The organism is Bradyrhizobium sp. 23 (assembly GCF_023073295.1).
GTDB lineage: Bacteria > Pseudomonadota > Alphaproteobacteria > Rhizobiales > Xanthobacteraceae > Bradyrhizobium > Bradyrhizobium canariense_D.
On record NZ_JADPJF010000124.1, the window covers coordinates 153,011 to 175,393 of the forward strand.

The following is a 22,383-nucleotide window of genomic DNA, read 5'->3' on the forward strand; positions in this document are numbered from 1 at the left end:
CGGCCGATACAAGGCTGGTGCTCGGCCTCGGCCTCTCGGTGGCGTCGAATGCGCCGATCGAGCCGACGAAATTCGGCCTGTTCAGGATGTGATGCGATGGACCGCTCAAAGCTCTACCGCCGTTTTCGCACCCTCCTGATCGCCAACCGCGGCGAGATCGCCTGCCGCGTGATCCGCACCGCGCGCGCCATGGGCCTGCGCACGGTCGCGGTCTATTCCGAGGCGGATCGCGACGCAATGCATGTCGCGCTCGCCGACGAGGCCGTGCTGCTTGGGCCTGCGCGTGCCCGCGACAGCTATCTCAATCCCGAACGGCTGATCGAGGCCGCGCGCAAGACCGGCGCGGAGGCGATCCATCCCGGCTATGGCTTCCTGTCGGAGAATGCCGAATTCGCCCAGGCGTGTTTCGACGCCGGCCTGGTCTTCGTCGGCCCGACAGCGGCAATGATGACTGCCATGGGCTCGAAGTCCGGCTCCAAGGCGCTGATGGAGAAGGCCGGCGTCCCGCTGGTGCCCGGCTATCACGGCGAGGCGCAGGACGATGCGACGTTGGCGAAGGCGGCCGAGAAGGTCGGTTTCCCGATTCTGGTGAAGGCGTCCGCCGGCGGCGGCGGCCGTGGTATGCGCATCGTTCGCTCCGCGGATGAACTTGCGCCTGCGATCGTCAGCGCGAAGCGCGAGGCCAAGGCCGCGTTCGGCGACGACCGCATGCTGATCGAAAAATATGTCGATAACCCCCGGCATATCGAGGTGCAGGTGATCGGCGACAGCCACGGCAATCTGCTCTCGCTGTTCGAACGCGAATGCACCCTGCAGCGCCGCCACCAGAAGGTGATCGAGGAGGCGCCGTCGCCGACGCTCAATCCCGCCCAGCGCGAGACGGTCTGTGCCGCCGCGCGAAAGGCCGCGGGCGCCGTCAACTATGTCGGCGCCGGCACCATCGAGTTCGTGTCCGACGGCGAGGACGTGTTCTTCATCGAGATGAACACTCGTCTCCAGGTCGAGCATCCCGTGACCGAGCTGATCACGGGGATCGACTTGGTCGAGTGGCAGTTGCGCGTCGCTTTCGGCGAGGCGTTGCCGCTGAAGCAAGACGAGATCAAGCTTCACGGCCACGCCGTGGAGGCGCGGGTCTACGCGGAGAATCCGACCAAGAACTTCATGCCGTCGGTGGGCAAGATATCAACCTGGCGTCTGCCCGCTGAAACGGGGGGGCTGCGCATCGACTCCGGCTATCGGGAAGGCGATACGGTTTCGCCGTACTACGATGCGATGCTGGCAAAAATGATCGCCTGGGCGCCGACGCGGGATGTCGCGATCGAGCGGCTGAACCGCGGGCTGGAAGAGTCCGACGTCCGCGGCATCGTGACCAACATCCCGTTCCTGTCGGCGCTGATGACGCATCCGAAGGTGAGGGCGAACGCGATCGACACCGGCTTCATCGAGCGCGAACTGACGGTTCTGACGCAGGCCCCGGCGGCGCCGGGCGAGCTCGAGCTCTGCGCCGCGGTGGCCGCTGTGATCAACCACGAGCGGCAGGCTGCACAGGCGGACGCGAATTCGCCCTGGCAGACCTTTGGCTGGATGCCGGTCGGCCGCCGCCAGCGCAATTTTGCGTTTCGCGCGGGTCATGGTGTTGGTCATGGGTCCGAGCAGAAGATCACGCTGAACTATGGCAGCGGACCAGCGACGCTGGTGATCGGCGAACGCGAGCTGGCATTTGCGATCGCGCCCCGGGACGGCGGCTTCGACGTGACGCTTGACGGCGTCAAATCGTTCGTCGCGGCCGTGATCGACGGCCATGAGCTGTATTTGCGCACGCGCAACGGGCGATTCGACCTGCATTGGGTCGATCCGTTCGGCGGCGAGATGGAGGAGCAGGCCGGCGCGGACAAGATCGCAGCGCCCTTGCCGGGCACCGTCGTCGCCGTGCTGGCGGAGGAGGGCGCCAAGCTCGAGAAGGGCGCGCCGATCCTCACCCTGGAAGTGATGAAGATGGAGCAGACGCTGCGTGCGCCCTATGCCGGCGTGCTGAAATCCATCAAATGCAAGGTCGGCGACATCGTCCAGGAGGGCGTCGAGCTCGCCGTGGTCGAGCCTTCCGGAGAATGAGATGAGCGATAAGGTCCGCATCATCGAAATGGGGCCGCGTGACGGCCTCCAGAACGAGAAAACGGCGGTCAGTGTCGAGGCCCGGATCGCCTTCATCGAGGCGCTGGTCGCGGCCGGCCTCAATACAGTCGAGGTCGGCGCCTTCGTCTCGCCCAAGGCGATCCCGCAGATGGCGAGCTCGGACGCCGTGCTGCGCGGCGTTAGCCATTTGACCAGTGCCGAATTCCACGTGCTAGTGCCGAACGAGAAGGGCTATGACGCCGCGTGCGCGGCCGGCGCAAAGATCGTCTCGGTGTTCGCCGCGGCCTCCGAGGGCTTTTCGCGGGCCAACATCAATTGCACGGTCGCGGAGTCCATCGAACGGTTTAAGCCGGTGCTGGCGCGCGCCAGGGACGATGGTGTCAAGGTCCGCGGCTATATCTCCTGCGTGCTGGGCTGTCCGTTCGACGGTGAGATCCAGCCGAAAGCGGTCGCCGATCTCGCCACCACGCTGTGGGAGCTCGGCTGCTACGAGATCTCGCTCGGCGACACGATCGGTGTCGGTACGCCTGCCAAAGCCAAAGAGATGCTGCGGGCGGTCAGCGCCAACATCCCTCCCGCCAATCTCGCGATGCATTTTCACGACACCTACGGCCAGGCGCTCGCCAATCTCTATGCGGGGCTGGAGGAAGGCGTCCGCGTCATCGACGCCGCCGCCGGCGGCCTCGGCGGCTGCCCCTACGCGCCGGGCGCGACCGGCAACGTCGCGACCGAGGACGTCGTCTATATGCTCGGTGGCATGGGGATTAGGACGGGTGTCGATATGGACCGGTTGCTGGCGGCAACCAACGAGATGAGCGGCGTGCTGGGCAAGCCGCCGGTGAGCCGCGTGGCCTCCGCACTGAACGCGAAGAGGAAGCGCGCCAGCTCCTAGTTCTCCGTTATTGCGAGCGCAGCGAAGCAATGATGGTGGACGCAGCTACCTGCTCCCGTCCGGCCCCATCACCAGGTCCGGCAGTGCGGTCGAGATGCCCGGCACGAAGCAGAGCAGCAGCACCGCGAGCATCATCAAAAGCACGAACGGCAGCGTGCCCCAGATCACCTCGCGCAGGGGAATATCCGGCGCGACGTTGCGGATGACGAAGATGTTGAGGCCGACGGGTGGATGGATCAGTCCCATCTCCATCACGATGGTCATGACGACGCCGAACCAGATGATGTCGAAATTGGCGGCGCGGAGCGGCGGCAGGATGATTGGCGCGGTCATGAGAATAATCGAGACCGGCGGCAGGAAGAAACCGAGCACGACGACCATGACGAGGATCGCGAACAAGAGGCCCCAGCGGGGCAAATGCATCGCGACGACGGATTCGGCGGCCGATTGCGAGATGTGCAGATAGCTCATCACGTAGGAATAGAGCAGCGACATGCCGATGATCATCATCAGCATGGTCGATTCCCGGATCGTCGATTTCAGGATCGGGGCAAGGTCGCTCGGCCGCCACACGCTGTAGATCGCCGCGATCAATGCCAGCGCCAAGAGGCCGCCGAGGCCGGCAGTCTCTGATGGCGTGGCGTAACCGCCATAGAGGGCGATCATGACGCCGGTGAGCAGCAGCACGAACGGGATCACGCGCGGCAGTACGCTGAAGCGTTCCGCGAGCGTGTACTCGTCGCGGGCGAGGATCGCAGCTTCCGGGCCGCCGTTCTTGTAGATCGCTTCGGCCGCGGCGTATTCCTGGCGGAAGCGAATCACGGCGTAAACGCCGAACAGCGAGACCAGCAGCAGGCCGGGCCCGATACCGGCGAGGAACAGCCGTCCTAGCGATTTTTCGGCGGCGACCGCAAACAGGATCATGGTGATCGACGGCGGCAACAGAATGCCGAGCGTGCCGCCGGCGGCGATGATCCCCGCGGCAAAGCCGCCGGAATAGCCGCGCTTGCGCATCTCGGGGATGCCGGCCGAGCCGATTGCCGAGCAGGTCGCGGGCGAGGAGCCCGCCATCGCCGCAAACAGCGCGCAGGCGAACACATTGGCGACGCCGAGCCCGCCGGGGACGCGGTGCAGCCAAGCGTGCAGGGCCGAGTAGAGATCCTGGCCGGCGCGCGACTTGCCGATCGCGGCGCCCTTCAGGATGAAGAGCGGGATCGACAGCAGCGTGATCGAGGCCATTTCCTCGTAGACATTCTGCGTCACCGTGTCGAGAGAGGCGGCGGGCATGTAGATGCCCATGAACACGACTGCGACCGCGCCGAGCGCGAACGCGATCGGCATGCCCGAAAACATCACGACAAGCGTCGCGATCCCGTAGGCGAGGCCGATACCGAAAACGCTCATGAACGCCTGGCTCCAGCGAAAGGCAGCGCAAGCTGCACGAGGATCTGGACGCAGAGCAGACTCATGCCGAACGCCATTAGCGAATAGGGGATGGCCAGCGGCGGCGACCACATCGAGTTCGAGACCTGGCCATCGACATAGGCTTCATGCGCCAGTGTCCAGGACTTCCAGGCGAAGAAAGCGCAGAACAGAAGCGTCACGGCATCGACCAGCCAGAGCCTGATCCGGTTCGCCAGTGGTGAGAGCAGGCCGACGAAGGCCTCGATGCCGATGTGACCGCGGTTCTGCTGCACGTAGGCGGCCGTCATGAAGGTCGCGCCGACCAGCAGGAACACCGCGGCCTCGTCCTGCCAGTAATTGGCAGCCTTGAACAAGGCGCGGCTGAGCACGCTGTAGCTCAGGATGGCGCAGGCGGCGATCAGCGCAATCGCGGCGAACACGACGATGATGTTGTTGAGGATGGCGAGACCGCGATCGATCGCTGCCGCAAGGCCGGTCCTTGCGGCAGCGTTTACCTGGCCGTCACGATCCGGAAGCGGACCGTGGCTCATGCGGCGACGTCGGTCGCGAGCTTGAGCAGGTTGGCAGATGTCGCGGTCTTGGCGCCGTAGTCCTTCCATGCGGTGTCGCGGGCGATGTCACGCCACTTGCCGACGGTCGCGGCATCGAGCGCCGAGACCTTGGCGCCGGCCTTCTCGTAGACCTTGGCGACCTCGACATCGTCGTCCTGCGCGCCCTTGCGGCCGAAGGCTTCGAGCTCGGTGCCGACCGCGAGCAGGACGTCCTGCTGGTTCTTCGGCAGCTTGTCGAAGATCGCCTTCGACATCATCAGCGGCTCGAGCATGAACCAATAGGACGCGCCTGCGCCCGAGGTCAGCGATTTCGCGACCTCCTCAAGCCGGAACGAGATCAGGCTGGTCGAGGAGGTGATGCCGGCATCACACGCCCCCGTCTGCATCGCTGCGTAGATTTCGTTCGAGGGCACCGACAGCACGGATGCGCCGGCAGTCTGCAGCACCATGTCCATCTCGCGCGAGCCGCCGCGCACCTTGAGACCCTTGGCATCTTCGGGGGCCACGATCGGCTTGGAGCGGCTGGCGACGCCGCCGGCCTGCCACACCCAGCTGAGCAGGATGATGCCCTTGTCGGCGAGGAAGTCGGTCAAGGCCTTGCCGACCGGCTCCTTCTTCCAGCGCATGCCCTGGTCGTAGGTGGTGACGAGGCCCGGCATCAGGCCGATATTGGTTTCCGGCAATTCGCCGCCGGCATAGGGCATCGGATAGAGGCTGATGTCGAGCGCGCCCTTGCGCATCGCGGAGAACTGCGCGTTGGTCTTGATCAGCGAGGAGTTCGGATAGATCTCGGCGGCGATGTCGCCGTTGCTGCGCTTGCTGACTTCGGCGGCGAACACGCGACAGAGCCGGTCGCGGAAATCGCCCTTGTCGACGGTGCCGCCCGGGAATTGATGCGAGATCTTCAGCGTGGTCGCGGCATGCGCGGTGCCGGTGCTGAAACGGAGAATGGCGGGTGCGGCGACGGCGGTCGCGATCAGGTGGCGGCGCGTGAACATGGCGTGATTCCCTTGGACGGTTCTTGGAAGGTTCTTGTTTGCTTTGCCGTGATTTTGGGCCGGTCTTGGAGACCGCGCTGAGGCCCATCCTAGCCGGTCTTTCAGACAATGTTCTCTAGTCTGATAGTTCGAGACCGAATGCCGCGGCAAGCGTCGGTGATGCTGCATTGCACACTCCCGATCTCCTACATCCGCAGAACCAAGGATGGCGGCGGGCTCGCGGAAATTTATCAGCGGCCGCGTAACAACGCCCCGTGGCAATCCGTCGAGATCAGATAGCGACGTCCGTCGCTGACCAACATCCATCTCGAAGGGAAGACCAGTCATGACCATTCGTACCCGCATCGCGCTCGGCGTTTCGGCGGCCGTTCTCTCGCTCGGCCTCGCGCTGTCGCCGGCCGCCTTTGCCCAGGACAAGATGGGCAAGAATGACGGCATGATGAAAAAGGACACGATGTCCAAGGACGGCATGAAGAAGGACACCATGTCCAAGGACGACGGCATGAAGAAGGACACGATGTCGAAGGACGGGATGAAGAAAGACGACGGGATGATGAAGAAGCACTGATCTTCCAACGTCGAGAGGCGCTTGCGACAGGCTGACGCGCGCCAAAAATCCGGGGGCGGTCACGTAGACCGCCCCCAGAGCATTTGTTTCAGTCCAAATTCAATTGAACGTGACTTGCGCGCGTTAGACTTGCAAACGTTACTTGCGCTTCGCCTTGCGGGCGGCGTAGCGGGCGTCCCGCTTGGCTTTTTGCTCGGCCTCGGCTTCGGCCGCCTTCGCGACGGCTTCTTCGGCCTCGCGGGCGATCCGCGCGGCCTCGAGCGCGGCAGCTTCTTCTTGAAGGCGCTTCTGCTCGGCCTTTTCCGTGTCGCGCGCAGCCTTTGCTTCGGCGCGCTTGGCCGCAAGGGCCTCGCGCTCCGCACGCTTCGCCACAACCGCGGGATCATCCGGCCCCGGCTGCGACTTGAATTTGTTCAAAAGGTTCTTGCGTGCTTCCTGTGCCGCCTTTTGCCGGTCGGAGAAGCCTGGTTCCCTAAATCCACTCATCGGCGAACCTTGTCATCCTCGCTTTCGATCCTACATCACTGCCTGTTGGTACGTCGGCTGGGCATAGCGGGCGCCGCGCGACGCAGATGCGTGTACATCGGCGCGCGCCGTGATGCCACCTATAATCGCAGCCGATCAGGTAGACGAAAATCGCCGCCCCCGACGATCTCTCGTAGCCCCGAAAAACTGCCGAATTGTGATGTCCCTCATAAGGGGGCACCAGGGCGGTGCCTAGCGTCCGCCCGGGTATGAGACGCGGAGCACGGGTATGACGATCTCACGACTGAGCCTGAAGGCGCTCGCAATCGCCGTTGTGGTGGCAGCCTTGGCCACTGCCGCGCTGCTGCTCGCCCGTCCGCAACCAATCGAAAGTGCCGTCCTGGGCACGGATTGGGAATGCACCCAGACCGCGTTTGTGCTTACGACCTGCGCTCCGCGCGTCCAGCAGGCGATCCCGGCGGCCGAAACCTCCCGCAAGGAAGCGATCCGGCCGACCCGAGGCTAACCGGGAGAAGCTGGACGGGATGTGACGCCACGCCGCAGAGGTGATAAAGCCCGCTCGCCCCCGTGATCGGTCAGCCATGTCCAAGCCCGAAGCCAGTTCCGAAGCCAGCTCCGAAGCTAAGCCCGAACCGGGCGCGAAGCCGAAATCCACTCCAAAACCTCAATCCGGTGACAACCGCCGCGGCGCCATCGCTGGCTTGATCATCGCGATCCTGATCCTCGGCGTCGGCTGGTGGCTCGCCCGCGATCTCACCTCCGCGAGCAAGATGCAGGACTGCCTGATGTCCGGGCGAAGCAACTGCAATGTGATCGAGCCGGCCCACTAGAGGCATGCCAGAGCGACCCGCGCGGACGAAAAAATGTCGTGATCTTAATCATTTGTAACGGGACTTAGCCGACCAAAGCAGGTCAGTCATGTCAGCCGGCATCAGCTCAGCGCGAGCCGAATCGTCTATCGCGCCAGGCATCACGGCGGTTGACGGCAATCGAAAGAGTAGGGGGCAAGCACGCATGAGTGTGTCCAGTCGCATCAAGATCATCATTCCCTTGGTTTCGGCGATGTCATTGCTCGCCGTCCCGGCGCAGGCTCAGGACGCCAGACCGCCGAGAGACGCCGCCCAGCCATCGGCCGGGCCAGGCGCCGGCGCGCCGCCGCAGAACATGCGAAAGGGGCCGCCGCCGCAGCAGGCTGCCCGGCCGGCGCCACAGGCCGGCGTCCAGCCCTACGCCGGCGGTCTTGGTCATGCTGGTCCGGGTCCAAATCCTGCTCTCGCGAGTCCAGGTCCTGGCCCTCGCAATGCCGGCGGTCCGCCGCCCGGACGCAATTACGCCAGGGGTCCCGCACCGGCGCGCGACTGGGGCGGACACACCTATCGCGGCCATCTCGCCTGGGATGGCGGACGCTGGCGCCACGAAGTCCACAACGGCCGCTCTGGCTGGTGGTGGGATGTGGGCGGCGCGCGGTATTATTATCCGCAGCGGATGGACGGGCCTCCGGCCTATATCTCGGAGGATTATTACGACGACGTCCCCGTGGCCTATGCTCCGCCCGTCGCCTACGAACCGCCGCCGCCGCCGCCACCAGCCGATCCCGGCGCGAGCGCGCTTGGCGGCGCTATCGTCGGCGGCGTGCTGGGCGGCCTGATCTCGGGCAACGCCTCGGGTGCGGCCGCAGGCGCTGTGATCGGCGGTGCCACCGGCGCGATCGCCGGCGCGACGGCTGCTTCGCGCCCCGGCTACTATCTGGCCCAAGGCAACTGCTACTACCGCTATCCGAGCGGCCAGTACGTGCAGGCTGATCCACGGGCTTGTTACTGAGCACGCCAGGCGAGGGCTGAAGCGAAGAGGCGGCGAAAAGCCGCCTCTTTTCGTTTTGGCGCTGGCCCTCAGCTGGCCGGGAATTGATTCAAGGGGATCGCCCCGCGCGTCAGGACACTAGCCAGCTGAAGAACGCGATGGCGGCCCAGACCAGGCCTGCGATCCAGGCCAGCATCACGATGCCGATGGTCGCAAGATAAGCGATGCCGAGCGGGTCGGATCTTTCGCCTCGCGTCGGGACGGGAATTTCGGCTGCGGCTTCTTGCGTCATGACGGGAATATCTCCCAAGCCTTCTCGCTCTCTGGGAGCGCTGAGGACTGTTTAGCGGAGGCGCCGTGCGCCGGCTGTGACGCACTTCACAGATCGGTACGCATCAAGCCCCCAATCGGGGCGGGTCGTTCGACAGATGCGTGAATTGGATTGCGTCGCAAATCCGCGAGGACGGCATTACCCCGCAATCATACGGACGAAATTGCCACGCGCTTGTCCAGATCGTCCGGCTAGAATTGGCTTCATGTGTACCAAGTACGATCCACAGCATGAAGCCGAGACGGCGATGAAGCGCGCCGTGGCGGCCGAAGGTCCTGACCGGCAACGTCTCATCGAGCTGGCCCTGGCCTGGCATCAACTCGCCCGCGACCGGCGCGAAGAGCGGACGGACTGAGCTCTCTCTGTTACGAGAGAACTGGTATTCACAGAAAAACCCCGTGCTCGGGGGGACAAGCACGGGGTTCTCGAGAGCCGATCGGGGCTGGCAAATCGGCACCACTGGATTTCGAACGCGCCGATCGCAAGTTCGTTCCGCGCCCCCTTCAATTTTTTCGCGCGAGAACGCCGCCATCGGCGCCTATGCTCGTGACACTCGACGCCTGACGCGAGCCGCCGAAACGCTCCGTTAAGACTCGTTCGGACGACGATTTTCCGATCGCGATTCGTTTCGGGGAACGAAGCGGAGCAGGACCGTGAACAAACAAAAAGTCCCCGACGGGCTGCACTGTGTCAGGCAGCTTCCGACTTCGGCACCGCCTCGGCATTGACCGAAAGCTTGACGACATCGCCTTCGACGGCACCGACATATTTCGTGTCGATGTAATGATGATGGTCCTTGTGACCTTCCGGGTTGTCCTTCCGCGTCAGCTTGATACGGTTGCCCTCGACGCGGTCGACGGTGCCGACATGTGCGCCGTCCTTGCCGACGATCTTCATGTGCTCTCTGATCTCGCTCATGATGTTCTCCTTGTGCCGTGTCAACGGCGAGGACCGGTCTTCGTTGCAAGGATAGGCGGGCCCGGCTGTTGGAGCCAATGCGCTCGCCGAACGTTGAATGGCAGTCGCAATTGCCAAGATCCGCATCAAGACGCTTATCAAGATCCGCATGGAGACCTCCGAGGCCTATCTCGATCGAAAGCACAGGGAAATCGGGCTGCTGAACGATTGCCTGAGGAGCCCGCTGCATTTGGCTCGGCCGCAATCGGTCGACGAGGTTGTGGTCTCCAAGTTTCAGCTCGCCGCCGCACTACGCGCGGAACATGCGCTGCAGGACTGGAGAGCGACGGAGACGGCCTGGTCGCATGCGGCGTCTCCCAGCAGCGGTCCGTTCGTGTTCAGCTACGACTATCAGCGCGCGGACCTCAAGGTGAGTGGTCCCTCGTTCTATGAACTCGAGCGGGGCTGCAGGGGCGAGGCGATCTATACCGCCTCCGGCATGGCCGCGATCTCCGCGCTGCTGCTCGCGTCCGCACGGATCATCGGCAAAGCAGACGTCGTGGTGCTGCCGGGCACTTACGGCGAGACACTGGAGCTGATCGAGAGCCTCGTTCCCCATTTGCGGCTTGTCACCGCCAGCCTCCCGCTGGGCGAAGCGTTCGCTGCGGCAGCCTTGCCACGCTTTCTCCTGCTCGATTCATGCGCCCCTGCCGGGGCGTTCGAAGCGGCTCTGCGTTGCGACGGTTCGGGGCTCGATCTCTTGATTTTCGACACGACATGTTTCGCTGGCAGATCGGGGCGCATCCGGCGCGTCCTGAGATGGGCCGCGCGATGGGACATTGCAGTCGTGTTGGTGCGAAGCCATAACAAGCTGGATTCGCTCGGGGTGGAATACGGCCGGCTCGGCTCTGCCGTGTTCGTGCATTGGAGCCGGAAGGACCTCAAGGCGGGCCAGCTGCTGTCCGAAAGCCTGGCGGCGGAAACCCGCAATGCCGTCCGGCTTCTCGGTGGCGCGGCGTTGCCGGCGCACTTCCCGCCATTCGTGGGCTCTGTGGCCTATTGGGCCCTGACGAAAAGGCGCGTCGCTGCGATTCTGCGCAACGGTCGCCACGCGGCGCGATATTTCGCCGCCGAGCTCGCTTCGCTCTCGGCCGAGCTGCATTTCACCCACGGCCTCTATGTCACGCTTCGCGGCAGGCGCGCCCTCGATGAGGCGACCGCGCGGCAGGCCGCCGAGGACATGAGCCGCGACCTGAGCGGCAAAGGCTTCCCCATTCGCCACGCCGGCAGTTTTGGTTTCGATTTCGCGGCGACCGAGTGGTTTCACGACGCGACGACGGATCGGTACAGCGTCCGGGTGGCGGTGCCGGATTTGCCGACTGAGTTGTGGAAGGATCTAGCAGCGGCGATTGCCGGGTGGTGGGCGCGACATCAAGGCGACACTGAAGGGTGAGTGCGGTGCAAGGCCATGACAGAGCGACCGAAAGCGTTTCCTTACAGGGAATGCACGTGGCATGTTTCAGACGAACAGTCCCGGCAATGGCTTGCGGTGCTTGAAAAGACGGGTGCAGCCAACGTCCGAGCGCGCCTTGCCCAGACCGACGCGGCATCCGCAGGAGCGATCGCGATCGGAACCGCGCCCGTCATGACGATCGGGTTCGCCCAGGAATGGCTGAACTGGAAAGATAATCAAAAATCCGAGGCGGATATCGAACGGCACGAGCGGCAGATCTGGTGGACTCGGACCGCGGCAATCGCCGCATCGGTCGCCGCCTTGAGCGCACTGTTCGGCTGGATTTGGACGATCTTCATCCGGGGGAATAACGGCCTATAACAAACATGATTGTTACGTTGCGCATACATCCGCCAGACGAGAGGGGCGACAAACTGCGCTGTTTCAATCGATCGCCAGGCATTCTTCCACGGCCGGCTTCTGGTGGCCGCGACGCGCCCACGCTTGAACGGCGAAGGCGAGTTGGTGCTGACTCGCTGCCGCGTCCGCGATGGTGGCCCGGGCCGTCGCGATCGGCTTTGTGACCACACCGGAGTTCACGACTCCCGCGTCAACTGCCAAAAACGATATTGCTACAACCGCCACCGCCGACGCGATCGCCATTCTCGTCAAGTCGGATAGTGGCATCGAAGTCCTTATCGGGCGCACGTCGCCCGGCGAATAGATAGGGCTCGTTTGCCCGGATCAAAGGCCGGAGCGAGGCGGCCCACGCGTTCGTGAAGGACGGATTCTGCAGGTGCGCGCCGTAGATCGGGCTCACGATGAACGGATGAGACCGAAATTGGCGATCCCGGCAGGAATCGAACCTGCAACCCTCAGAGTAGAAACCTTTCGGCCATTCAAAGAAATCAATGCTTTAGCTCCCCCGTGTTGCGATGGTGTTGCCGTCAGGCTCCAAGAAGCCGTATCTGGACGTTCTCTGCAGCGCGCTGATCGGCCTCGGCATCTGCAAACAAGTGACCGTAGATGTCGAAGGTGACTTTGATCGAACTGTGCCCCATGAGGCGCTGGATCTGCTTCGGATTGTAGCCGCTCTCGATCCATAAAGAAGCGCAGGCGTGACGCAGGGAGTGCATCCCGTACTTCGGGACCTCTCGCGTGATCGGTTCGCTCGCATTGTTCAGTATGGGCTTCCCAGCCTCGTCCAGCACCGGGGCTAGCTCTGTGATGCCGGCAGCGACCAGAATGGGATGCAAGCCGCGCTCGAGCAAGTTGGAGTGGGATTCAACCTTTCCAATGCCGTTGGGGAACACCAGGCTGAGGTCTCCCTTGGGGCACTTCAGCTTCCATTCGCGCAACGCGTTCAGGACCAGGGACGGGCAGGGGACCGACCGATAGGCCGTTCTAGATTTGAGCTTGCCGATGCGATGGAAGGCATCCGCGCGCTGGGTGAGGGTCAACTGCCTTGCGTCGAGATCTACGTTTGACCACGTGAGGCCTCGGAGCTCGCTGGCTCGCAGACCACAGAAGATCGCGACCAATATAACCGGGCGCCAGCGGTCGATGCAACCGGCGATGATCGCCTGCAACTCAGGTTTGGTCGGGATGATCGGCCGCGGGTCCTCGCGATCGTCATCACCAAGGTCCAGATCGATTCCTGCTGTTGGAGCTGTGTTCGCCAATCCGCGTCGGCGCAACTCCTTAAAGATGCTGCCAACCGACCCGACTACTTTCTTGATCATCACCGTCGAGCGGCCAGCGTCGCGAAGTTGATCGGCGAAACCGTTGATCGTTGGCACGGTCATTTCTGCCGCCTTCTTCATGCCGATGAACGGCACAATGTGAAGGTCAACGTGCTCTTCGTACCCCCTCACTGTTGTCGGCTCGAGGCCCTTCTCGTTGCAGCGCTTAATCCAAAGAGCCGCGGCTTCCTTCATCGTGGGCGAGACGCTGCCAGGCGTGTGCAGACCTCGGGCGAGGTCGTGTCTTGTCTCGACCAACCAAGCCTCGGCGTCGCTCTTGCGCTCGAACAATTTGAAGCGACGCTCGCCGGCACCGTCGACGTAGCCGGCCTGCCAGCGAACGAGTCCAGAGGGGAGGGTGCGCTTCCTCACTTTAGCCATCGGACTTCCTCTTCGAGACGAGGTCGTGGTTGAGCTTGCCAAGATCGATCACGACGTGAGTTTCGTGAAACGATTCCGCGAGAAATCCTGCCAGATTTTTGGCGTTGCATAGTCCCACCTCGGGAAGCGCCGCTTCAGGGCGCGAGAGACCGAACAACAGAAATGTCTCCCCCGGGGCGGCGTGAGCGGCCTTCTGGATTTTGCTCTTCAGATTAACCTTCGTGATCTCTTTGAACATGCGGCCGAGGGGGCCGCTCACCGCCTTCATGCCGACAGCCTCCGTAAGGATGCTCAGGACGAGCGCGTCGGCTAATGCGCCTTCCGGGTAGGAGCGGTGCTTTCCCGTTCCGGGATTCCGGTCTCCGACCGGTGTCAACAAGCCCTCTTCGGTCCAGTTTTGAATCCGGTAGACAGCGTTCGCCAGCTTTTCGTCATCGCGACGGATGCATTCAGCCAACTCGCGGACCGTAACTGTCGTCGACAAATCGCGCTCCATCGTAAGACGTTGGTCCAAGTAAAGTGGACTCGACCCACTTGTCAACCTTTTGTAATAAGCGTACGTCAAATGGACTCAATCCGCTTAACGGGAGCAATTGGATGAACATGTCGGACGATCTATTGACGGGTGCGAAGGCTATCGGCGGGTTCATTGGCAAAACAGAACGCCAAGCGTTTTACATGCTGGAGAAGAAGCAGATCCCGGGTTTCAAAACGGGCAAAACTTGGAACGCCAGAAAGACGAGCATCCTCGAGCACTTTGCCCGGCTCGAGCGGGAAGCGAACCAGGCGGCTTAGGCTCGATGCCCCGCATCCGCACGATCAAGCCAGAATTTCCGCAGTCTGAATCGATGGGCCGGGTCAGCCGGGAAGCTCGGCTGCTGTTCCTGCTGCTCTTCACCCTCGTCGACGACGAGGGGAGAACTCGCGGATACTCGCGAATGCTCGCGAGCCTTCTCTACCCATACGACGACGATGCCCCCGGGCTGATCGACGGCTGGCTGGAGCAACTCGAGCGAGAGAACTGCATCAGGCGATACGAAGTGTCCGGGGCGGTCTATCTCGAAATCACTAACTGGCTGAAACACCAAAAAATTGACAAACCGAGCAAGTCGCGACTGCCAAGTTTCGAGGAAGGTTCGCGAGTAGTCGCGAAACCTCGCGAGGAAGCGACGACGGACCTAGTATCAGTATCAGTATCTAGGACCAGGGACCTTGGACCTTGGACCTTGGACCTTCCGCCGACTGCTACGCAGCCGGCGGAACGAGTCTCCCGCCAGCATGCAAAGGCAATGATGGAAGTGGAGTTCAAAGCCTTCATGGCTCAGTTCCCAAATCCAATTGATGAGGATGCTGCGAAGAAAGCCTACGGCCGAGCTCGAAAGAAAGCCTCCTCGGACGAACTGCTCAATGGAGCGATGCGGTACGCTGCCGAGAAGCAAGGGAAGGATCCGCAATACATCAAGAGCCCGCGCAATTGGCTGGACGCAGGATCCTGGAAGAACCCGGCTCGTCCGGCGACAGCCACCAACGCGTCCCGAGGACTGGATCACGCAGGCGGAGCCTCTCGGCCGCCCAGTCGCGCGGAGAGCGCCATCGCGGGCATGTGCTCCGATCTTACAGAGGAGGACTTCAGTCGACCGCAAACTGACCGATAGACCCCCGGGGGCTTCGCTTCCCAGCTGCCGAAGGGAAATCCGACCGCTATTGGACGCACGCGCAAATTTTTTTCACCGGCGGGACTCAATTCGATCTCGAGTTTTTGCCGGAAATCCGGACCTGAAATGGAAAATCTCCCGTGACGAAAGCCAAAGCATCTTCAGAGAAACCCGTGATTTCCGCTGTATTGGCGCCGCCGCGCTGGATGACGCGGACTGAAAAGGCTGACTTCCGACGTTTGATCCAGGCTCGAAACGACGTCGGAAAGCCGGTTTTGACTACAGAACTCGACCTGTTGAGCGACTACGTCGCCGGCCGGTCGAGGCTTGCTCTGTTGCGCCGAATGGCAAAGGCTGCCGCCCAAAAGTGCCACGATCCGTTTGACACTCACGGGCTGAATCCATTCGGCAATGAGCCAGCGCAGCGCCACGCGTTACTGCTGATGCGCCAGTGCGAGGCCGCAGCTGCAAGCTCCCGCCGGCTCGCGCGCGACCTGAAGCTGTTCGGAACCGAATGATGTCAGACCGCGCGCTCCGCATTGCCATCGAGGCAGCGAGTTTGCCAGTCGAGGAGACGGACCTCTTGGTCGACGCGCTCCTCGGCCTGGACGGCAGATTTCAGCGCGCCGTGGACGGCATGTCGGCGGACGCGCTTGCCGCGATGTCTGCCCGGCCGATCTCCGACATCGTCGCCGATCTCGAGAACGGCGTGCCACTGCCGCCGGGCGAAGCGGCGCTTGTGGCACGACTCCACGCCAAGCTTCCCGTTGCCTCCGATCGCGAGCGTCGCGCTCGGGGTGAAGAACTGATGCGGGAAATGGTTCGCCGCTTTGGACCGCGGACAGCCAGCACCAGCGCGAAGGTCACATGGCTAACAGCCGAGTTCAGTTTGTTCACCGGCGGGGCAGATTGGGGCGGCTCGGCGCGCTACGACCTATTCTGCCCGTTTGCTGATCCCCGCCGCGCCGCGCTCTGGCAGATCGCCAAGGTCCTCAGCGGCGAGCTCCCGAGGCGCCGCACACTCCACGATATCTTAGCTGGCTGAATTTCTTGCAACGGTTTGCAAACGAATCGCCGCAGACGTCGATTCGGGCCAGCGAGTAGCGACGCCGTTGCGATCGCGATCTTGGTTGGTCCGGACCGAGGTCACACGATGAACGCACTCGCCGCCAAGCCTGATCCGCCCGCTGATCCCGAACTCGCCTTCCGCGACAAGTGCGACCGCCTCCGGGCGATGAAGCTGGCGCAGCAGTTCGCCTATGCCGAGCATAAGTCCATCCGCATCGACGAAGACAGGTGCGCCGTTTCTCTCCGGCTCGCTGAGCCGTACGTCGACCGAGCCCGTGCGAAACCCGATGCTTTCGCGAAGGAGATTGAGGTCCTCGACGAAGAGATCGATGCAGCGGTGCCCGCGCTCCACGAACATCGCGAGCGGCTCGCGGCGGAACGCCAGGCTGAGGCAGATCGCATCGCGGCGTCGTTCCAGCCGAGACAGAAGATGGCCGTCCGCAAGATCGCCGATGCGCTCAAGCAGCTTTCCCAGGAACTGGTCGAGGAAGCGCGGATTCACGACGAATTCGCAGCGGTATCGCCTCAGCCGTCGGCGCTTTTGCCCGACCTGAGTTCGGTATTCCGTTTCTGCCGGACGGATATTGCATCAACGGTCGCTAGCGCCTGGGGCGAGCGCGTTCGCAGCATGGGAATTCTCTGATGTCCTACGCCGAGCCGTTCCCGAGTTTCGCGCACTTCGTCCGTGCCGTCGTCATCGCAGGCGTGCACCGGAAGTACGATCCTCGCCTCGTCATGGACCACCAAGCGGCCGCGACCGGCATCTCGGAGCAGGTCGATCATGACGGCTCCTTCCTGGTGCCGGACAGTTGGGCCGCCGGAATTTGGGAGCGAGTTTACGCGACCGGCGAGATACTTCGCCGCGTCGATCGTCAACCAATCTCACGAGGTGACGGAATCCACGTGCCAACAATCGACGAGCGAAGCCGCGCAGACGGCTCGCGGTTCGGCGGCGTGAGGATGTTCTGGCTCGACGAGGCGCAGATGATCACCAAATCGAAGCCGTCGTTTGCTTCGATGAAGATGCAACTCAAGAAACTGACAGGTCTGGTTTACGTAACCGACGATCTGATCGAAGACGCACCAGGTCTTGACGCCGCGCTCCAGCGGATGTTCGCCAACGAAGCGGCTTCCGTCATGGAAGACCAAATCATCAATGGCATCGGCGGCGCCCGCTTCCTCGGCATCCTCAATAGCGGCGCGCTGATCACTGTCGCGAAAGTGACGGGCCAAGCCACAGGTACTTTCCTCGCTGACAACTTCGGCGACATGCTGAAGCGGTTGCCAGCTGCATCTCGAAAGACCGCGGTGTGGCTGCTGCACGTCGACAACGAGCAAGAGCTCGCTCAGGTGAACTGGGCAACGGTTAATCAAGCAATGTACGCTGGGCCTTCTGGCGGCGAATGGTTTGCCCGCATCGGCGGAGTGCCCGTCATTCCCACTGACGTCAACCCGACCCTCGGCAGTGCCGGCGATCTCGTCCTCGCCGATCTGTCGCAGTATCTGCTTGCGGAGCGAGAGCCGCAGTTTATCGGGCCGATCGCGATCCGGTTTCTCGAGTCCGAATCGGCATTCAAAATCAGATACCGCGTTGACGGCCAGCCAGGCTGGACGTCACCGGTGACGCGGCGGAATTCGGCCCTGACGGAATCTCCCTTCATCGCACTGGGAGCACGGCCATGAACAACGATTCGCGAGTGATGGGCGAAGCGATCGCTAAGACATTCTTCGACGAATTCGAGGCCGCCGGCAACCACGCCCCGACGCGTGACGAGCTCGCCGCATTGCGCGAACGCTGGAACGAACATCTCGCCGCGCAGCACCTTCCTTGGGGCAAAGGAGATCCCTACAGCAATCAGATGATCGAGGCCGCGAATAACCACTTTGACGGCCGCGTCAAATTTCACACAAAGCACCGCTCGACCGGCGGCGCCAGCGTCCACGGCCAAGGTGCCGAAGGACACGGAGACCCGCGCACGAACGCGGAGCGTGGCTGGAGCGGCTCGGCTGGCATCTCGCGCCATGACAGCAGCAGGCCTACCGATGACTGAAACTCGGGCGGCATACGACCTGCTCCGCGCCGAAGGCGACATGTGGGCCTTAGATCCGCGGGCTTTCGACGGCATGGTTGCGCGCATGGCGCACCAGGCGAGCGCTTCCGCAACGTCAAAGCGGCCGGCGGCGCCTGCGCAAAACGTAGCGGTAATCCCGATCATCGGGCCGTTGATGAAGCGCGGCTCGTTCCTCAGCGACCTGTTCGGCTTTGCGAGCTACGACAGAATACGGAGCGCGCTCGCGCTGGCCGTCGTGGATAGATCAGTCGACAAGATCGTGCTGTTCGTCGATAGCCCCGGCGGTGTCGTTACGGGCTGCGAGGAGACAGCCGCAGCGATCGCGAGCGCCAAACGGACCAAGCCCGTCGTCGCTTACTGCGACGGACTGGTTGCTTCTGCGGCGTACTGGATCGCGAGCCAGGCCGACAGCATCACCATCACTCCGAGCGGAGCAGCTGGCAGCATCGGCGTCATCTCGCTGCACATGGATTTCAGCGAAGCGATGAAGCAGGCCGGAGTGAAGCCAACATTTTTGACGAGCAAGGTTTCGCCCCGAAAGGCCGATCTCAATCCGTACCAACCGCTGGATCCGGAGGCCAAAAAGCGAGCACAAGCCGACATCGACGCCATCGCGAGGAAATTCGTTGCAACGGTGGCGCGCGGTCGAGATGTGAGCTCATCCATAGTCGCGGAGCGGTTCGGCCAGGGGGACTGCCTCCTCGCGGATGCCGCCAAGGCGGCCGGAATGGTAGATCAAATCGGCTCAGTTGAAACGGCGCTCTCTACGTCGCCGCCGACAGCTTCCGGAAGGTCGAGCGCCGCCTTTCGATCGATCCTTGCCGAGGAACGGGCAAAGAACCCGGCGCCTGGTGATCACTATCGAGCAATCCTCGACGCGGAGGCGCGCCGATGACCGCCGACAACAGAAGCATGGCCGCAGCACTTCGAAACCTTTTGCGTGTGCACGCCGACGAAAAGCTGGGCCGGCGGGCAAAGGCCAAAGCGCTCGCCGAGGCAGAGAAGCGCGTCGAAATGTTGCGGCCGAAATCGAGCCTCCGTCGCAAGCAGAAGGTGTCGCGATGATCGGCGTCGTCGCGTTCGAGTCTGAAGCGCATCGGATTGTCCTGCTGACTCCGGCCGGCAAGAACCGTGACTATGATATCCTTTGCCGTTCGATCTGGTTTCACGTGGCGGCGCTGGGTCATCCGAATAAAGGTATGGTCGTTCAATTTGAGATCGATCGCGCAAGCGACGGGAGCATCGAAGCCGTGAACGTACGGCTTCCTGAACTGCAGCCTCCACATCGGTTTACTGGCACGCGAGCCGGTGAGGCTGGCGCTGAGCCGGCGGCGGTCCTTCTCAGTCGGGCCGCCGCCGGCAGTAACGTCGAGGTGCCCCGATGACCGTCACCGGGTCGCTGAAATTGTGGGATCGCGCCCGCGGCTACGGCTTCATCACTCGCGACGATGGTGGTGCAGACGTGTTCCTTCACTCGAAGCAGATCGCGAGATCGGGAATGAATTCGCCATCGGTCGGTGACCGGCTGTCGTTTGATTTGATGATCGCCGGCAACAGCCAGGTGCAGGCCTGCGCTCTGCGACGAATATCGGAGGAAGGCTGATGGCAGTAGCGCTGTCCTCGCTGCGAGTCGTCACGGACGGTGACAGCAGCGGCTACGTCAAAGCTGCAAATGCCAAAGTGGCCGCCGATCAGCAGATGATAGCGAGCGACAAGGCTCGCAACGCTTCGCTGGCTCAAGCAGATGCCGCCCTCGCCAAGATCCCGGGAGGCATGGCCTCCGTCAGCAAGGCCTTGCTCGAGGGCTACGGAGCCGGCGCGCAATTCGAGGCGATGGTTCGGAGGATCGGCAGCGCCGTCGATCGAGGGATGGGGCTCGATCGAGCCGAGGTCCTGATCGATGCGGCATCCAGAAAGTTTGGACTTACCGCGGATGCGGTGGCGCTGGCTGAGCGAGGCTTCGTCAGCATCGCACCCGCGATCGACGCGGTAAATTCGAAAATGGCCGCGGCCGCAGAAAACGCGCAGCGCCTGCAGGGCCAGTTGCGGGCCCAATCGTTCCAGCGAAACATCAACTCATCGTTCGGAATCGATCTACCCGACAACAGCGCTTCGCGCGCAGCGGACATCGCCGCGCTAGGCTCTTCCCTCGATGATCTACGCGCGAAATATTCGCCCCTGTTTTCCATCCAACGGGACTATCTGTCGACCCTGCAGGAACTGAACTCGCTCGAGGCTAGGACGGCGCTCACCGAGAACGAGCGCACCGTCGCGATCGCGCGGACAAAGCAGGCCTTCGCGGAACAAGTTGTGGCGGCGAAAAGCTCGGCTACGGCAACAGGCCTCGCCGGCTATCAGATGCAGAATCTCGGCTTCCAAATCAACGACGTCGTCACCGGCCTCGCCAGCGGGCAATCGCCTTTCACAATCGCGGCGCAGCAGGGCGGGCAGCTATTTCAGATCCTCCAGGCTGGCGAAGGCGGCATCCGCGGCTCATTCGGATCCATCGGTGCCAAAATCACGTCCTGGATCACGCCGATGCGGCTAGCCGGAGCCTCTGCGGCCGCGGTAGCAGCGGGCGGTGTCCTGGTCTACGAAAGTTGGAAGAAGACAGCACTCGCCATGGATGAGACGGCGCGACAAGCCGGCATCACCATGGCGCAGCTGAAAGGACTTGACCAAGCAGCCGCCATCAAGGGGATCGGCTCAAACGACCTCTTCGATGCCATGAAGGCGTTCTCTGGCGATGTCTACGCGGCCAGGAACAACATGGGCGGGCTCGGGGACGTGCTCGTCGCCAACGATATGAAGGCAAGCTCTTTCGAGCAGACATTGGGCTCTGTCGCTGAGATCGTGAAGAACCTGCCGAACGATCAGGCGCGGCTTAACGTTTTGCAGCAGGCCGGCCTGCCGGCGACCTACCAATTTCTGCAGCTCATGAAGCAGGGTCGCGCCGGAATACAAGGGGCGATCGACGACGCGGCGCGGTTCGGAAGTGTGGCCGAAGAAGCCATGGTCGCGAAGGCCCGCGCCTTTGACGAGGCCTGGAACAAGGGTTGGAAGGACTTCAAAACCGAGTTCACTTCTGACTTTCTTGCCCTCTATGGCTTCTTCGACGGACTCAACGATCGCGCGATGAGTTGGGCTCGACGCGCCGCGATGGCCGCCGGCGTCGACGTAAAGGGTAACCTCCTGCGTTCGGGACCTGCGGCCGGTAACGTCCTCACAAATTCCCAAGCCGGTTCGTTCTATGACGCTGTCGGCATCAAGACGCCGTCTGCCGGAAATGGCGTCGATCCCGCGGTGCTAAAACAGCAGATCAGCCTCGAGCAGCAGCGCATCGGAATCCTAGGCGGCATGGCCTCGATCTCCGACATTGTGCGCCAGAAAGAGAACGAGATCACCGCGGCCCGGCTCAACCACGTCACCGTCACGGCCAGCGAAGCCAAGGCTCTCAAGGCGTTGGCTCGCGAGAATGCCCTGGGCATCACAGCGATGAAGGCCCAGGCTGACGCAACACGCATTCAGGCCGAGTCTCTCGGAATGAGCGCCGGCGCCGCGGCGGAATATACGGCCACTCAGACCAGGCTGGCGGAGGCCCTACGAAACAAGCAGGTTCTCACCTCGCAAGATGTTGCAGCAATCAAGGCGCAAGCTGCGGCCCTTGGGCAAGCGGCACAGGCCGCAGAGTTGGCCCGGATTCATTCAGACATCAAGTTTGGATCGGCGACCGCGCTGCTGTCATCAGAAGACGTCCAGATCGCGCAGCAGTTGAAAGCGATCTATCCGGATGTCAGCGAAGCGCTGAAATCGAACGACGCTTCTCCGATGAAAATGAATGCGGTGTTAGGACCAAAGGCGGCAAAGCCCGCGAAGGAGCAGACCAGTGAGCGCATGCAACGTGCTGTTTCAGAAGCGGCTTAAGGCAGTT

Annotated in this window: 29 protein-coding genes; 20 read left to right on the forward strand and 9 right to left on the reverse strand. The window is 62.7% G+C overall.

Annotated features, from left to right (window positions below):
* Nucleotides 1-96: 96 nt before the first annotated feature.
* Together IVB32_RS29965 and IVB32_RS29970 are read left to right on the forward strand one after the other, a co-directional pair.
* The gene (locus IVB32_RS29965) at nucleotides 97-2,112 is read left to right on the forward strand and encodes an acetyl/propionyl/methylcrotonyl-CoA carboxylase subunit alpha (protein WP_247296817.1); all 2,016 of its coding nucleotides are present in this window, start codon (nucleotides 97-99) and stop codon (nucleotides 2,110-2,112) included.
* A gap of 1 nt (nucleotide 2,113) precedes the next feature.
* Nucleotides 2,114-3,025: a hydroxymethylglutaryl-CoA lyase gene (locus tag IVB32_RS29970; RefSeq protein ID WP_018457768.1), complete on the forward strand. Its 912-nt coding sequence runs from the start codon at nucleotides 2,114-2,116 to the stop codon at nucleotides 3,023-3,025.
* A gap of 45 nt (nucleotides 3,026-3,070) precedes the next feature.
* Here IVB32_RS29970 and IVB32_RS29975 read toward each other — a convergent pair whose 3' ends face one another.
* Genes IVB32_RS29975 through dctP form a run of 3 tightly spaced genes read right to left on the reverse strand, consistent with a single transcriptional unit; the run spans nucleotide 3,071 to nucleotide 5,999 of the window.
* Nucleotides 3,071-4,429 carry a TRAP transporter large permease gene (locus IVB32_RS29975; RefSeq protein WP_007591317.1) on the reverse strand — a complete coding sequence of 453 codons (1,359 nt, stop codon included), beginning with the start codon at nucleotides 4,427-4,429 and terminating at the stop codon, nucleotides 3,071-3,073.
* Nucleotides 4,426-4,980, reverse strand: coding sequence for a TRAP transporter small permease (locus IVB32_RS29980; protein WP_247296812.1), 555 nt, complete (start codon nucleotides 4,978-4,980; stop codon nucleotides 4,426-4,428). Before IVB32_RS29980 ends, IVB32_RS29975 begins: the two co-directional genes overlap by 4 nt.
* Nucleotides 4,977-5,999 carry a TRAP transporter substrate-binding protein DctP gene (gene dctP / locus IVB32_RS29985; protein ID WP_085349845.1) on the reverse strand — a complete coding sequence of 341 codons (1,023 nt, stop codon included), beginning with the start codon at nucleotides 5,997-5,999 and terminating at the stop codon, nucleotides 4,977-4,979. The genes IVB32_RS29980 and dctP overlap by 4 nt, the downstream gene beginning before the upstream one ends.
* A 325-nt stretch (nucleotides 6,000-6,324) precedes the next feature.
* Between dctP and IVB32_RS29990 the strand changes: the two genes are divergently transcribed.
* The gene (locus tag IVB32_RS29990; RefSeq protein WP_247371098.1) at nucleotides 6,325-6,567 is read left to right on the forward strand and encodes a pentapeptide MXKDX repeat protein; all 243 of its coding nucleotides are present in this window, start codon (nucleotides 6,325-6,327) and stop codon (nucleotides 6,565-6,567) included.
* A 138-nt stretch (nucleotides 6,568-6,705) separates the two neighbouring features.
* Here the strand turns inward: IVB32_RS29990 and IVB32_RS29995 are convergent, their stop codons facing one another.
* Nucleotides 6,706-7,053, reverse strand: a complete 348-nt coding sequence (locus IVB32_RS29995; RefSeq protein WP_018457771.1) for a DUF6481 family protein — start codon at nucleotides 7,051-7,053, stop codon at nucleotides 6,706-6,708.
* A gap of 268 nt (nucleotides 7,054-7,321) precedes the next feature.
* Between IVB32_RS29995 and IVB32_RS30000 the strand changes: the two genes are divergently transcribed.
* The 3 genes from IVB32_RS30000 (at nucleotide 7,322) to IVB32_RS30010 (ending at nucleotide 8,874) form a co-directional block, all read left to right on the forward strand.
* Nucleotides 7,322-7,558, forward strand: coding sequence for a hypothetical protein (locus IVB32_RS30000; RefSeq protein ID WP_085385256.1), 237 nt, complete (start codon nucleotides 7,322-7,324; stop codon nucleotides 7,556-7,558).
* Nucleotides 7,559-7,634: 76 nt separating this feature from the next.
* On the forward strand, nucleotides 7,635-7,883 hold the full coding sequence (locus IVB32_RS30005) for a hypothetical protein (protein WP_247296808.1): 249 nt from the start codon (nucleotides 7,635-7,637) through the stop codon (nucleotides 7,881-7,883).
* 184 nt (nucleotides 7,884-8,067) lie between these two features.
* On the forward strand, nucleotides 8,068-8,874 hold the full coding sequence (locus IVB32_RS30010) for a hypothetical protein (RefSeq protein WP_085385254.1): 807 nt from the start codon (nucleotides 8,068-8,070) through the stop codon (nucleotides 8,872-8,874).
* Nucleotides 8,875-8,983: 109 nt separating this feature from the next.
* Here IVB32_RS30010 and IVB32_RS30015 read toward each other — a convergent pair whose 3' ends face one another.
* Complete coding sequence (locus IVB32_RS30015) at nucleotides 8,984-9,145, reverse strand: hypothetical protein (RefSeq protein WP_085349841.1); 162 nt, start codon at nucleotides 9,143-9,145, stop codon at nucleotides 8,984-8,986.
* Nucleotides 9,146-9,874: 729 nt separating this feature from the next.
* Nucleotides 9,875-10,102, reverse strand: coding sequence for a DUF2171 domain-containing protein (locus IVB32_RS30020; protein WP_247296806.1), 228 nt, complete (start codon nucleotides 10,100-10,102; stop codon nucleotides 9,875-9,877).
* 148 nt (nucleotides 10,103-10,250) lie between these two features.
* Here IVB32_RS30020 and IVB32_RS30025 point away from each other — a divergent pair, with 148 nt between their 5' ends.
* The 3 genes from IVB32_RS30025 (at nucleotide 10,251) to IVB32_RS30035 (ending at nucleotide 12,258) form a co-directional block, all read left to right on the forward strand.
* A complete protein-coding gene (locus IVB32_RS30025) occupies nucleotides 10,251-11,534 on the forward strand; it encodes a hypothetical protein (protein ID WP_085349861.1) in 1,284 nt (427 codons plus the stop codon).
* Nucleotides 11,535-11,549: 15 nt separating this feature from the next.
* On the forward strand, nucleotides 11,550-11,915 hold the full coding sequence (locus IVB32_RS30030) for a hypothetical protein (protein ID WP_204511151.1): 366 nt from the start codon (nucleotides 11,550-11,552) through the stop codon (nucleotides 11,913-11,915).
* Between the two features lie 169 nt (nucleotides 11,916-12,084).
* Nucleotides 12,085-12,258, forward strand: coding sequence for a hypothetical protein (locus IVB32_RS30035; RefSeq protein ID WP_245288489.1), 174 nt, complete (start codon nucleotides 12,085-12,087; stop codon nucleotides 12,256-12,258).
* A gap of 223 nt (nucleotides 12,259-12,481) precedes the next feature.
* Here the strand turns inward: IVB32_RS30035 and IVB32_RS30040 are convergent, their stop codons facing one another.
* Together IVB32_RS30040 and IVB32_RS30045 are read right to left on the reverse strand one after the other, a co-directional pair.
* On the reverse strand, nucleotides 12,482-13,657 hold the full coding sequence (locus IVB32_RS30040) for a site-specific integrase (RefSeq protein WP_247412220.1): 1,176 nt from the start codon (nucleotides 13,655-13,657) through the stop codon (nucleotides 12,482-12,484).
* The gene (locus IVB32_RS30045) at nucleotides 13,650-14,153 is read right to left on the reverse strand and encodes a hypothetical protein (protein ID WP_247412222.1); all 504 of its coding nucleotides are present in this window, start codon (nucleotides 14,151-14,153) and stop codon (nucleotides 13,650-13,652) included. The genes IVB32_RS30040 and IVB32_RS30045 overlap by 8 nt, the downstream gene beginning before the upstream one ends.
* A 101-nt stretch (nucleotides 14,154-14,254) precedes the next feature.
* On the opposite strand from IVB32_RS30045, the gene IVB32_RS30050 reads away from it, so the two are divergent.
* The 10 genes from IVB32_RS30050 to IVB32_RS30095 all read left to right on the forward strand — a co-directional run bounded on the left by IVB32_RS30050 (nucleotide 14,255) and on the right by IVB32_RS30095 (nucleotide 19,837).
* A complete protein-coding gene (locus IVB32_RS30050; RefSeq protein ID WP_247412224.1) occupies nucleotides 14,255-14,452 on the forward strand; it encodes a DNA-binding protein in 198 nt (65 codons plus the stop codon).
* Between the two features lie 5 nt (nucleotides 14,453-14,457).
* The gene (locus IVB32_RS30055) at nucleotides 14,458-15,312 is read left to right on the forward strand and encodes a hypothetical protein (RefSeq protein ID WP_247412226.1); all 855 of its coding nucleotides are present in this window, start codon (nucleotides 14,458-14,460) and stop codon (nucleotides 15,310-15,312) included.
* Between the two features lie 140 nt (nucleotides 15,313-15,452).
* A complete protein-coding gene (locus tag IVB32_RS30060; protein WP_247412230.1) occupies nucleotides 15,453-15,830 on the forward strand; it encodes a hypothetical protein in 378 nt (125 codons plus the stop codon).
* A 65-nt stretch (nucleotides 15,831-15,895) separates the two neighbouring features.
* Complete coding sequence (locus IVB32_RS30065; protein WP_247412234.1) at nucleotides 15,896-16,357, forward strand: hypothetical protein; 462 nt, start codon at nucleotides 15,896-15,898, stop codon at nucleotides 16,355-16,357.
* Between the two features lie 108 nt (nucleotides 16,358-16,465).
* The gene (locus IVB32_RS30070) at nucleotides 16,466-17,023 is read left to right on the forward strand and encodes a hypothetical protein (protein WP_247412237.1); all 558 of its coding nucleotides are present in this window, start codon (nucleotides 16,466-16,468) and stop codon (nucleotides 17,021-17,023) included.
* A complete protein-coding gene (locus tag IVB32_RS30075; RefSeq protein ID WP_247412240.1) occupies nucleotides 17,023-18,063 on the forward strand; it encodes a phage major capsid protein in 1,041 nt (346 codons plus the stop codon). The genes IVB32_RS30070 and IVB32_RS30075 overlap by 1 nt, the downstream gene beginning before the upstream one ends.
* Before the next feature lie 17 nt (nucleotides 18,064-18,080).
* Nucleotides 18,081-18,431, forward strand: a complete 351-nt coding sequence (locus IVB32_RS30080) for a hypothetical protein (RefSeq protein ID WP_247412243.1) — start codon at nucleotides 18,081-18,083, stop codon at nucleotides 18,429-18,431.
* A gap of 175 nt (nucleotides 18,432-18,606) precedes the next feature.
* Nucleotides 18,607-19,347 carry a S49 family peptidase gene (locus IVB32_RS30085; protein ID WP_247412245.1) on the forward strand — a complete coding sequence of 247 codons (741 nt, stop codon included), beginning with the start codon at nucleotides 18,607-18,609 and terminating at the stop codon, nucleotides 19,345-19,347.
* On the forward strand, nucleotides 19,344-19,517 hold the full coding sequence (locus tag IVB32_RS30090) for a hypothetical protein (protein ID WP_247412247.1): 174 nt from the start codon (nucleotides 19,344-19,346) through the stop codon (nucleotides 19,515-19,517). The genes IVB32_RS30085 and IVB32_RS30090 overlap by 4 nt, the downstream gene beginning before the upstream one ends.
* Nucleotides 19,514-19,837 carry a hypothetical protein gene (locus IVB32_RS30095; RefSeq protein ID WP_247412249.1) on the forward strand — a complete coding sequence of 108 codons (324 nt, stop codon included), beginning with the start codon at nucleotides 19,514-19,516 and terminating at the stop codon, nucleotides 19,835-19,837. Before IVB32_RS30090 ends, IVB32_RS30095 begins: the two co-directional genes overlap by 4 nt.
* 85 nt (nucleotides 19,838-19,922) lie before the next feature.
* Here IVB32_RS30095 and IVB32_RS30100 read toward each other — a convergent pair whose 3' ends face one another.
* Nucleotides 19,923-20,192 carry a hypothetical protein gene (locus tag IVB32_RS30100; protein WP_247412251.1) on the reverse strand — a complete coding sequence of 90 codons (270 nt, stop codon included), beginning with the start codon at nucleotides 20,190-20,192 and terminating at the stop codon, nucleotides 19,923-19,925.
* A gap of 198 nt (nucleotides 20,193-20,390) precedes the next feature.
* Here IVB32_RS30100 and IVB32_RS30105 point away from each other — a divergent pair, with 198 nt between their 5' ends.
* A complete protein-coding gene (locus IVB32_RS30105) occupies nucleotides 20,391-22,376 on the forward strand; it encodes a phage tail length tape measure family protein (protein ID WP_247412253.1) in 1,986 nt (661 codons plus the stop codon).
* Nucleotides 22,377-22,383: the final 7 nt, after the last annotated feature.

Excerpts from the sequence above, each read along its gene's own strand:
- IVB32_RS30055 (WP_247412226.1), top strand. The coding sequence starts at position 14,458 with ATGCCCCGCATCCGCACGATCAAGCCAGAATTTCCGCAGTCTGAATCG.
- IVB32_RS30080 (WP_247412243.1), top strand. The coding sequence starts at position 18,081 with ATGGGCGAAGCGATCGCTAAGACATTCTTCGACGAATTCGAGGCCGCC.
- IVB32_RS29990 (WP_247371098.1), top strand. The coding sequence starts at position 6,325 with ATGACCATTCGTACCCGCATCGCGCTCGGCGTTTCGGCGGCCGTTCTC.
- IVB32_RS30005 (WP_247296808.1), top strand. The coding sequence starts at position 7,635 with ATGTCCAAGCCCGAAGCCAGTTCCGAAGCCAGCTCCGAAGCTAAGCCC.
- IVB32_RS30075 (WP_247412240.1), top strand. The coding sequence starts at position 17,023 with ATGTCCTACGCCGAGCCGTTCCCGAGTTTCGCGCACTTCGTCCGTGCC.
- IVB32_RS29970 (WP_018457768.1), top strand. The coding sequence starts at position 2,114 with ATGAGCGATAAGGTCCGCATCATCGAAATGGGGCCGCGTGACGGCCTC.
- IVB32_RS29965 (WP_247296817.1), top strand. The coding sequence starts at position 97 with ATGGACCGCTCAAAGCTCTACCGCCGTTTTCGCACCCTCCTGATCGCC.
- IVB32_RS30090 (WP_247412247.1), top strand. The coding sequence starts at position 19,344 with ATGACCGCCGACAACAGAAGCATGGCCGCAGCACTTCGAAACCTTTTG.
- IVB32_RS30020 (WP_247296806.1), bottom strand. The coding sequence starts at position 10,102 with ATGAGCGAGATCAGAGAGCACATGAAGATCGTCGGCAAGGACGGCGCA.
- IVB32_RS30010 (WP_085385254.1), top strand. The coding sequence starts at position 8,068 with ATGAGTGTGTCCAGTCGCATCAAGATCATCATTCCCTTGGTTTCGGCG.
- IVB32_RS29995 (WP_018457771.1), bottom strand. The coding sequence starts at position 7,053 with ATGAGTGGATTTAGGGAACCAGGCTTCTCCGACCGGCAAAAGGCGGCA.
- IVB32_RS30095 (WP_247412249.1), top strand. The coding sequence starts at position 19,514 with ATGATCGGCGTCGTCGCGTTCGAGTCTGAAGCGCATCGGATTGTCCTG.
- IVB32_RS29980 (WP_247296812.1), bottom strand. The coding sequence starts at position 4,980 with ATGAGCCACGGTCCGCTTCCGGATCGTGACGGCCAGGTAAACGCTGCC.
- IVB32_RS30045 (WP_247412222.1), bottom strand. The coding sequence starts at position 14,153 with ATGGAGCGCGATTTGTCGACGACAGTTACGGTCCGCGAGTTGGCTGAA.
- IVB32_RS30035 (WP_245288489.1), top strand. The coding sequence starts at position 12,085 with ATGGTGGCCCGGGCCGTCGCGATCGGCTTTGTGACCACACCGGAGTTC.
- dctP (WP_085349845.1), bottom strand. The coding sequence starts at position 5,999 with ATGTTCACGCGCCGCCACCTGATCGCGACCGCCGTCGCCGCACCCGCC.
- IVB32_RS30050 (WP_247412224.1), top strand. The coding sequence starts at position 14,255 with ATGAACATGTCGGACGATCTATTGACGGGTGCGAAGGCTATCGGCGGG.
- IVB32_RS30040 (WP_247412220.1), bottom strand. The coding sequence starts at position 13,657 with ATGGCTAAAGTGAGGAAGCGCACCCTCCCCTCTGGACTCGTTCGCTGG.
- IVB32_RS30085 (WP_247412245.1), top strand. The coding sequence starts at position 18,607 with ATGAAGCGCGGCTCGTTCCTCAGCGACCTGTTCGGCTTTGCGAGCTAC.
- IVB32_RS30015 (WP_085349841.1), bottom strand. The coding sequence starts at position 9,145 with ATGACGCAAGAAGCCGCAGCCGAAATTCCCGTCCCGACGCGAGGCGAA.
- IVB32_RS30025 (WP_085349861.1), top strand. The coding sequence starts at position 10,251 with ATGGAGACCTCCGAGGCCTATCTCGATCGAAAGCACAGGGAAATCGGG.
- IVB32_RS30030 (WP_204511151.1), top strand. The coding sequence starts at position 11,550 with ATGACAGAGCGACCGAAAGCGTTTCCTTACAGGGAATGCACGTGGCAT.
- IVB32_RS29975 (WP_007591317.1), bottom strand. The coding sequence starts at position 4,429 with ATGAGCGTTTTCGGTATCGGCCTCGCCTACGGGATCGCGACGCTTGTC.
- IVB32_RS30000 (WP_085385256.1), top strand. The coding sequence starts at position 7,322 with ATGACGATCTCACGACTGAGCCTGAAGGCGCTCGCAATCGCCGTTGTG.
- IVB32_RS30070 (WP_247412237.1), top strand. The coding sequence starts at position 16,466 with ATGAACGCACTCGCCGCCAAGCCTGATCCGCCCGCTGATCCCGAACTC.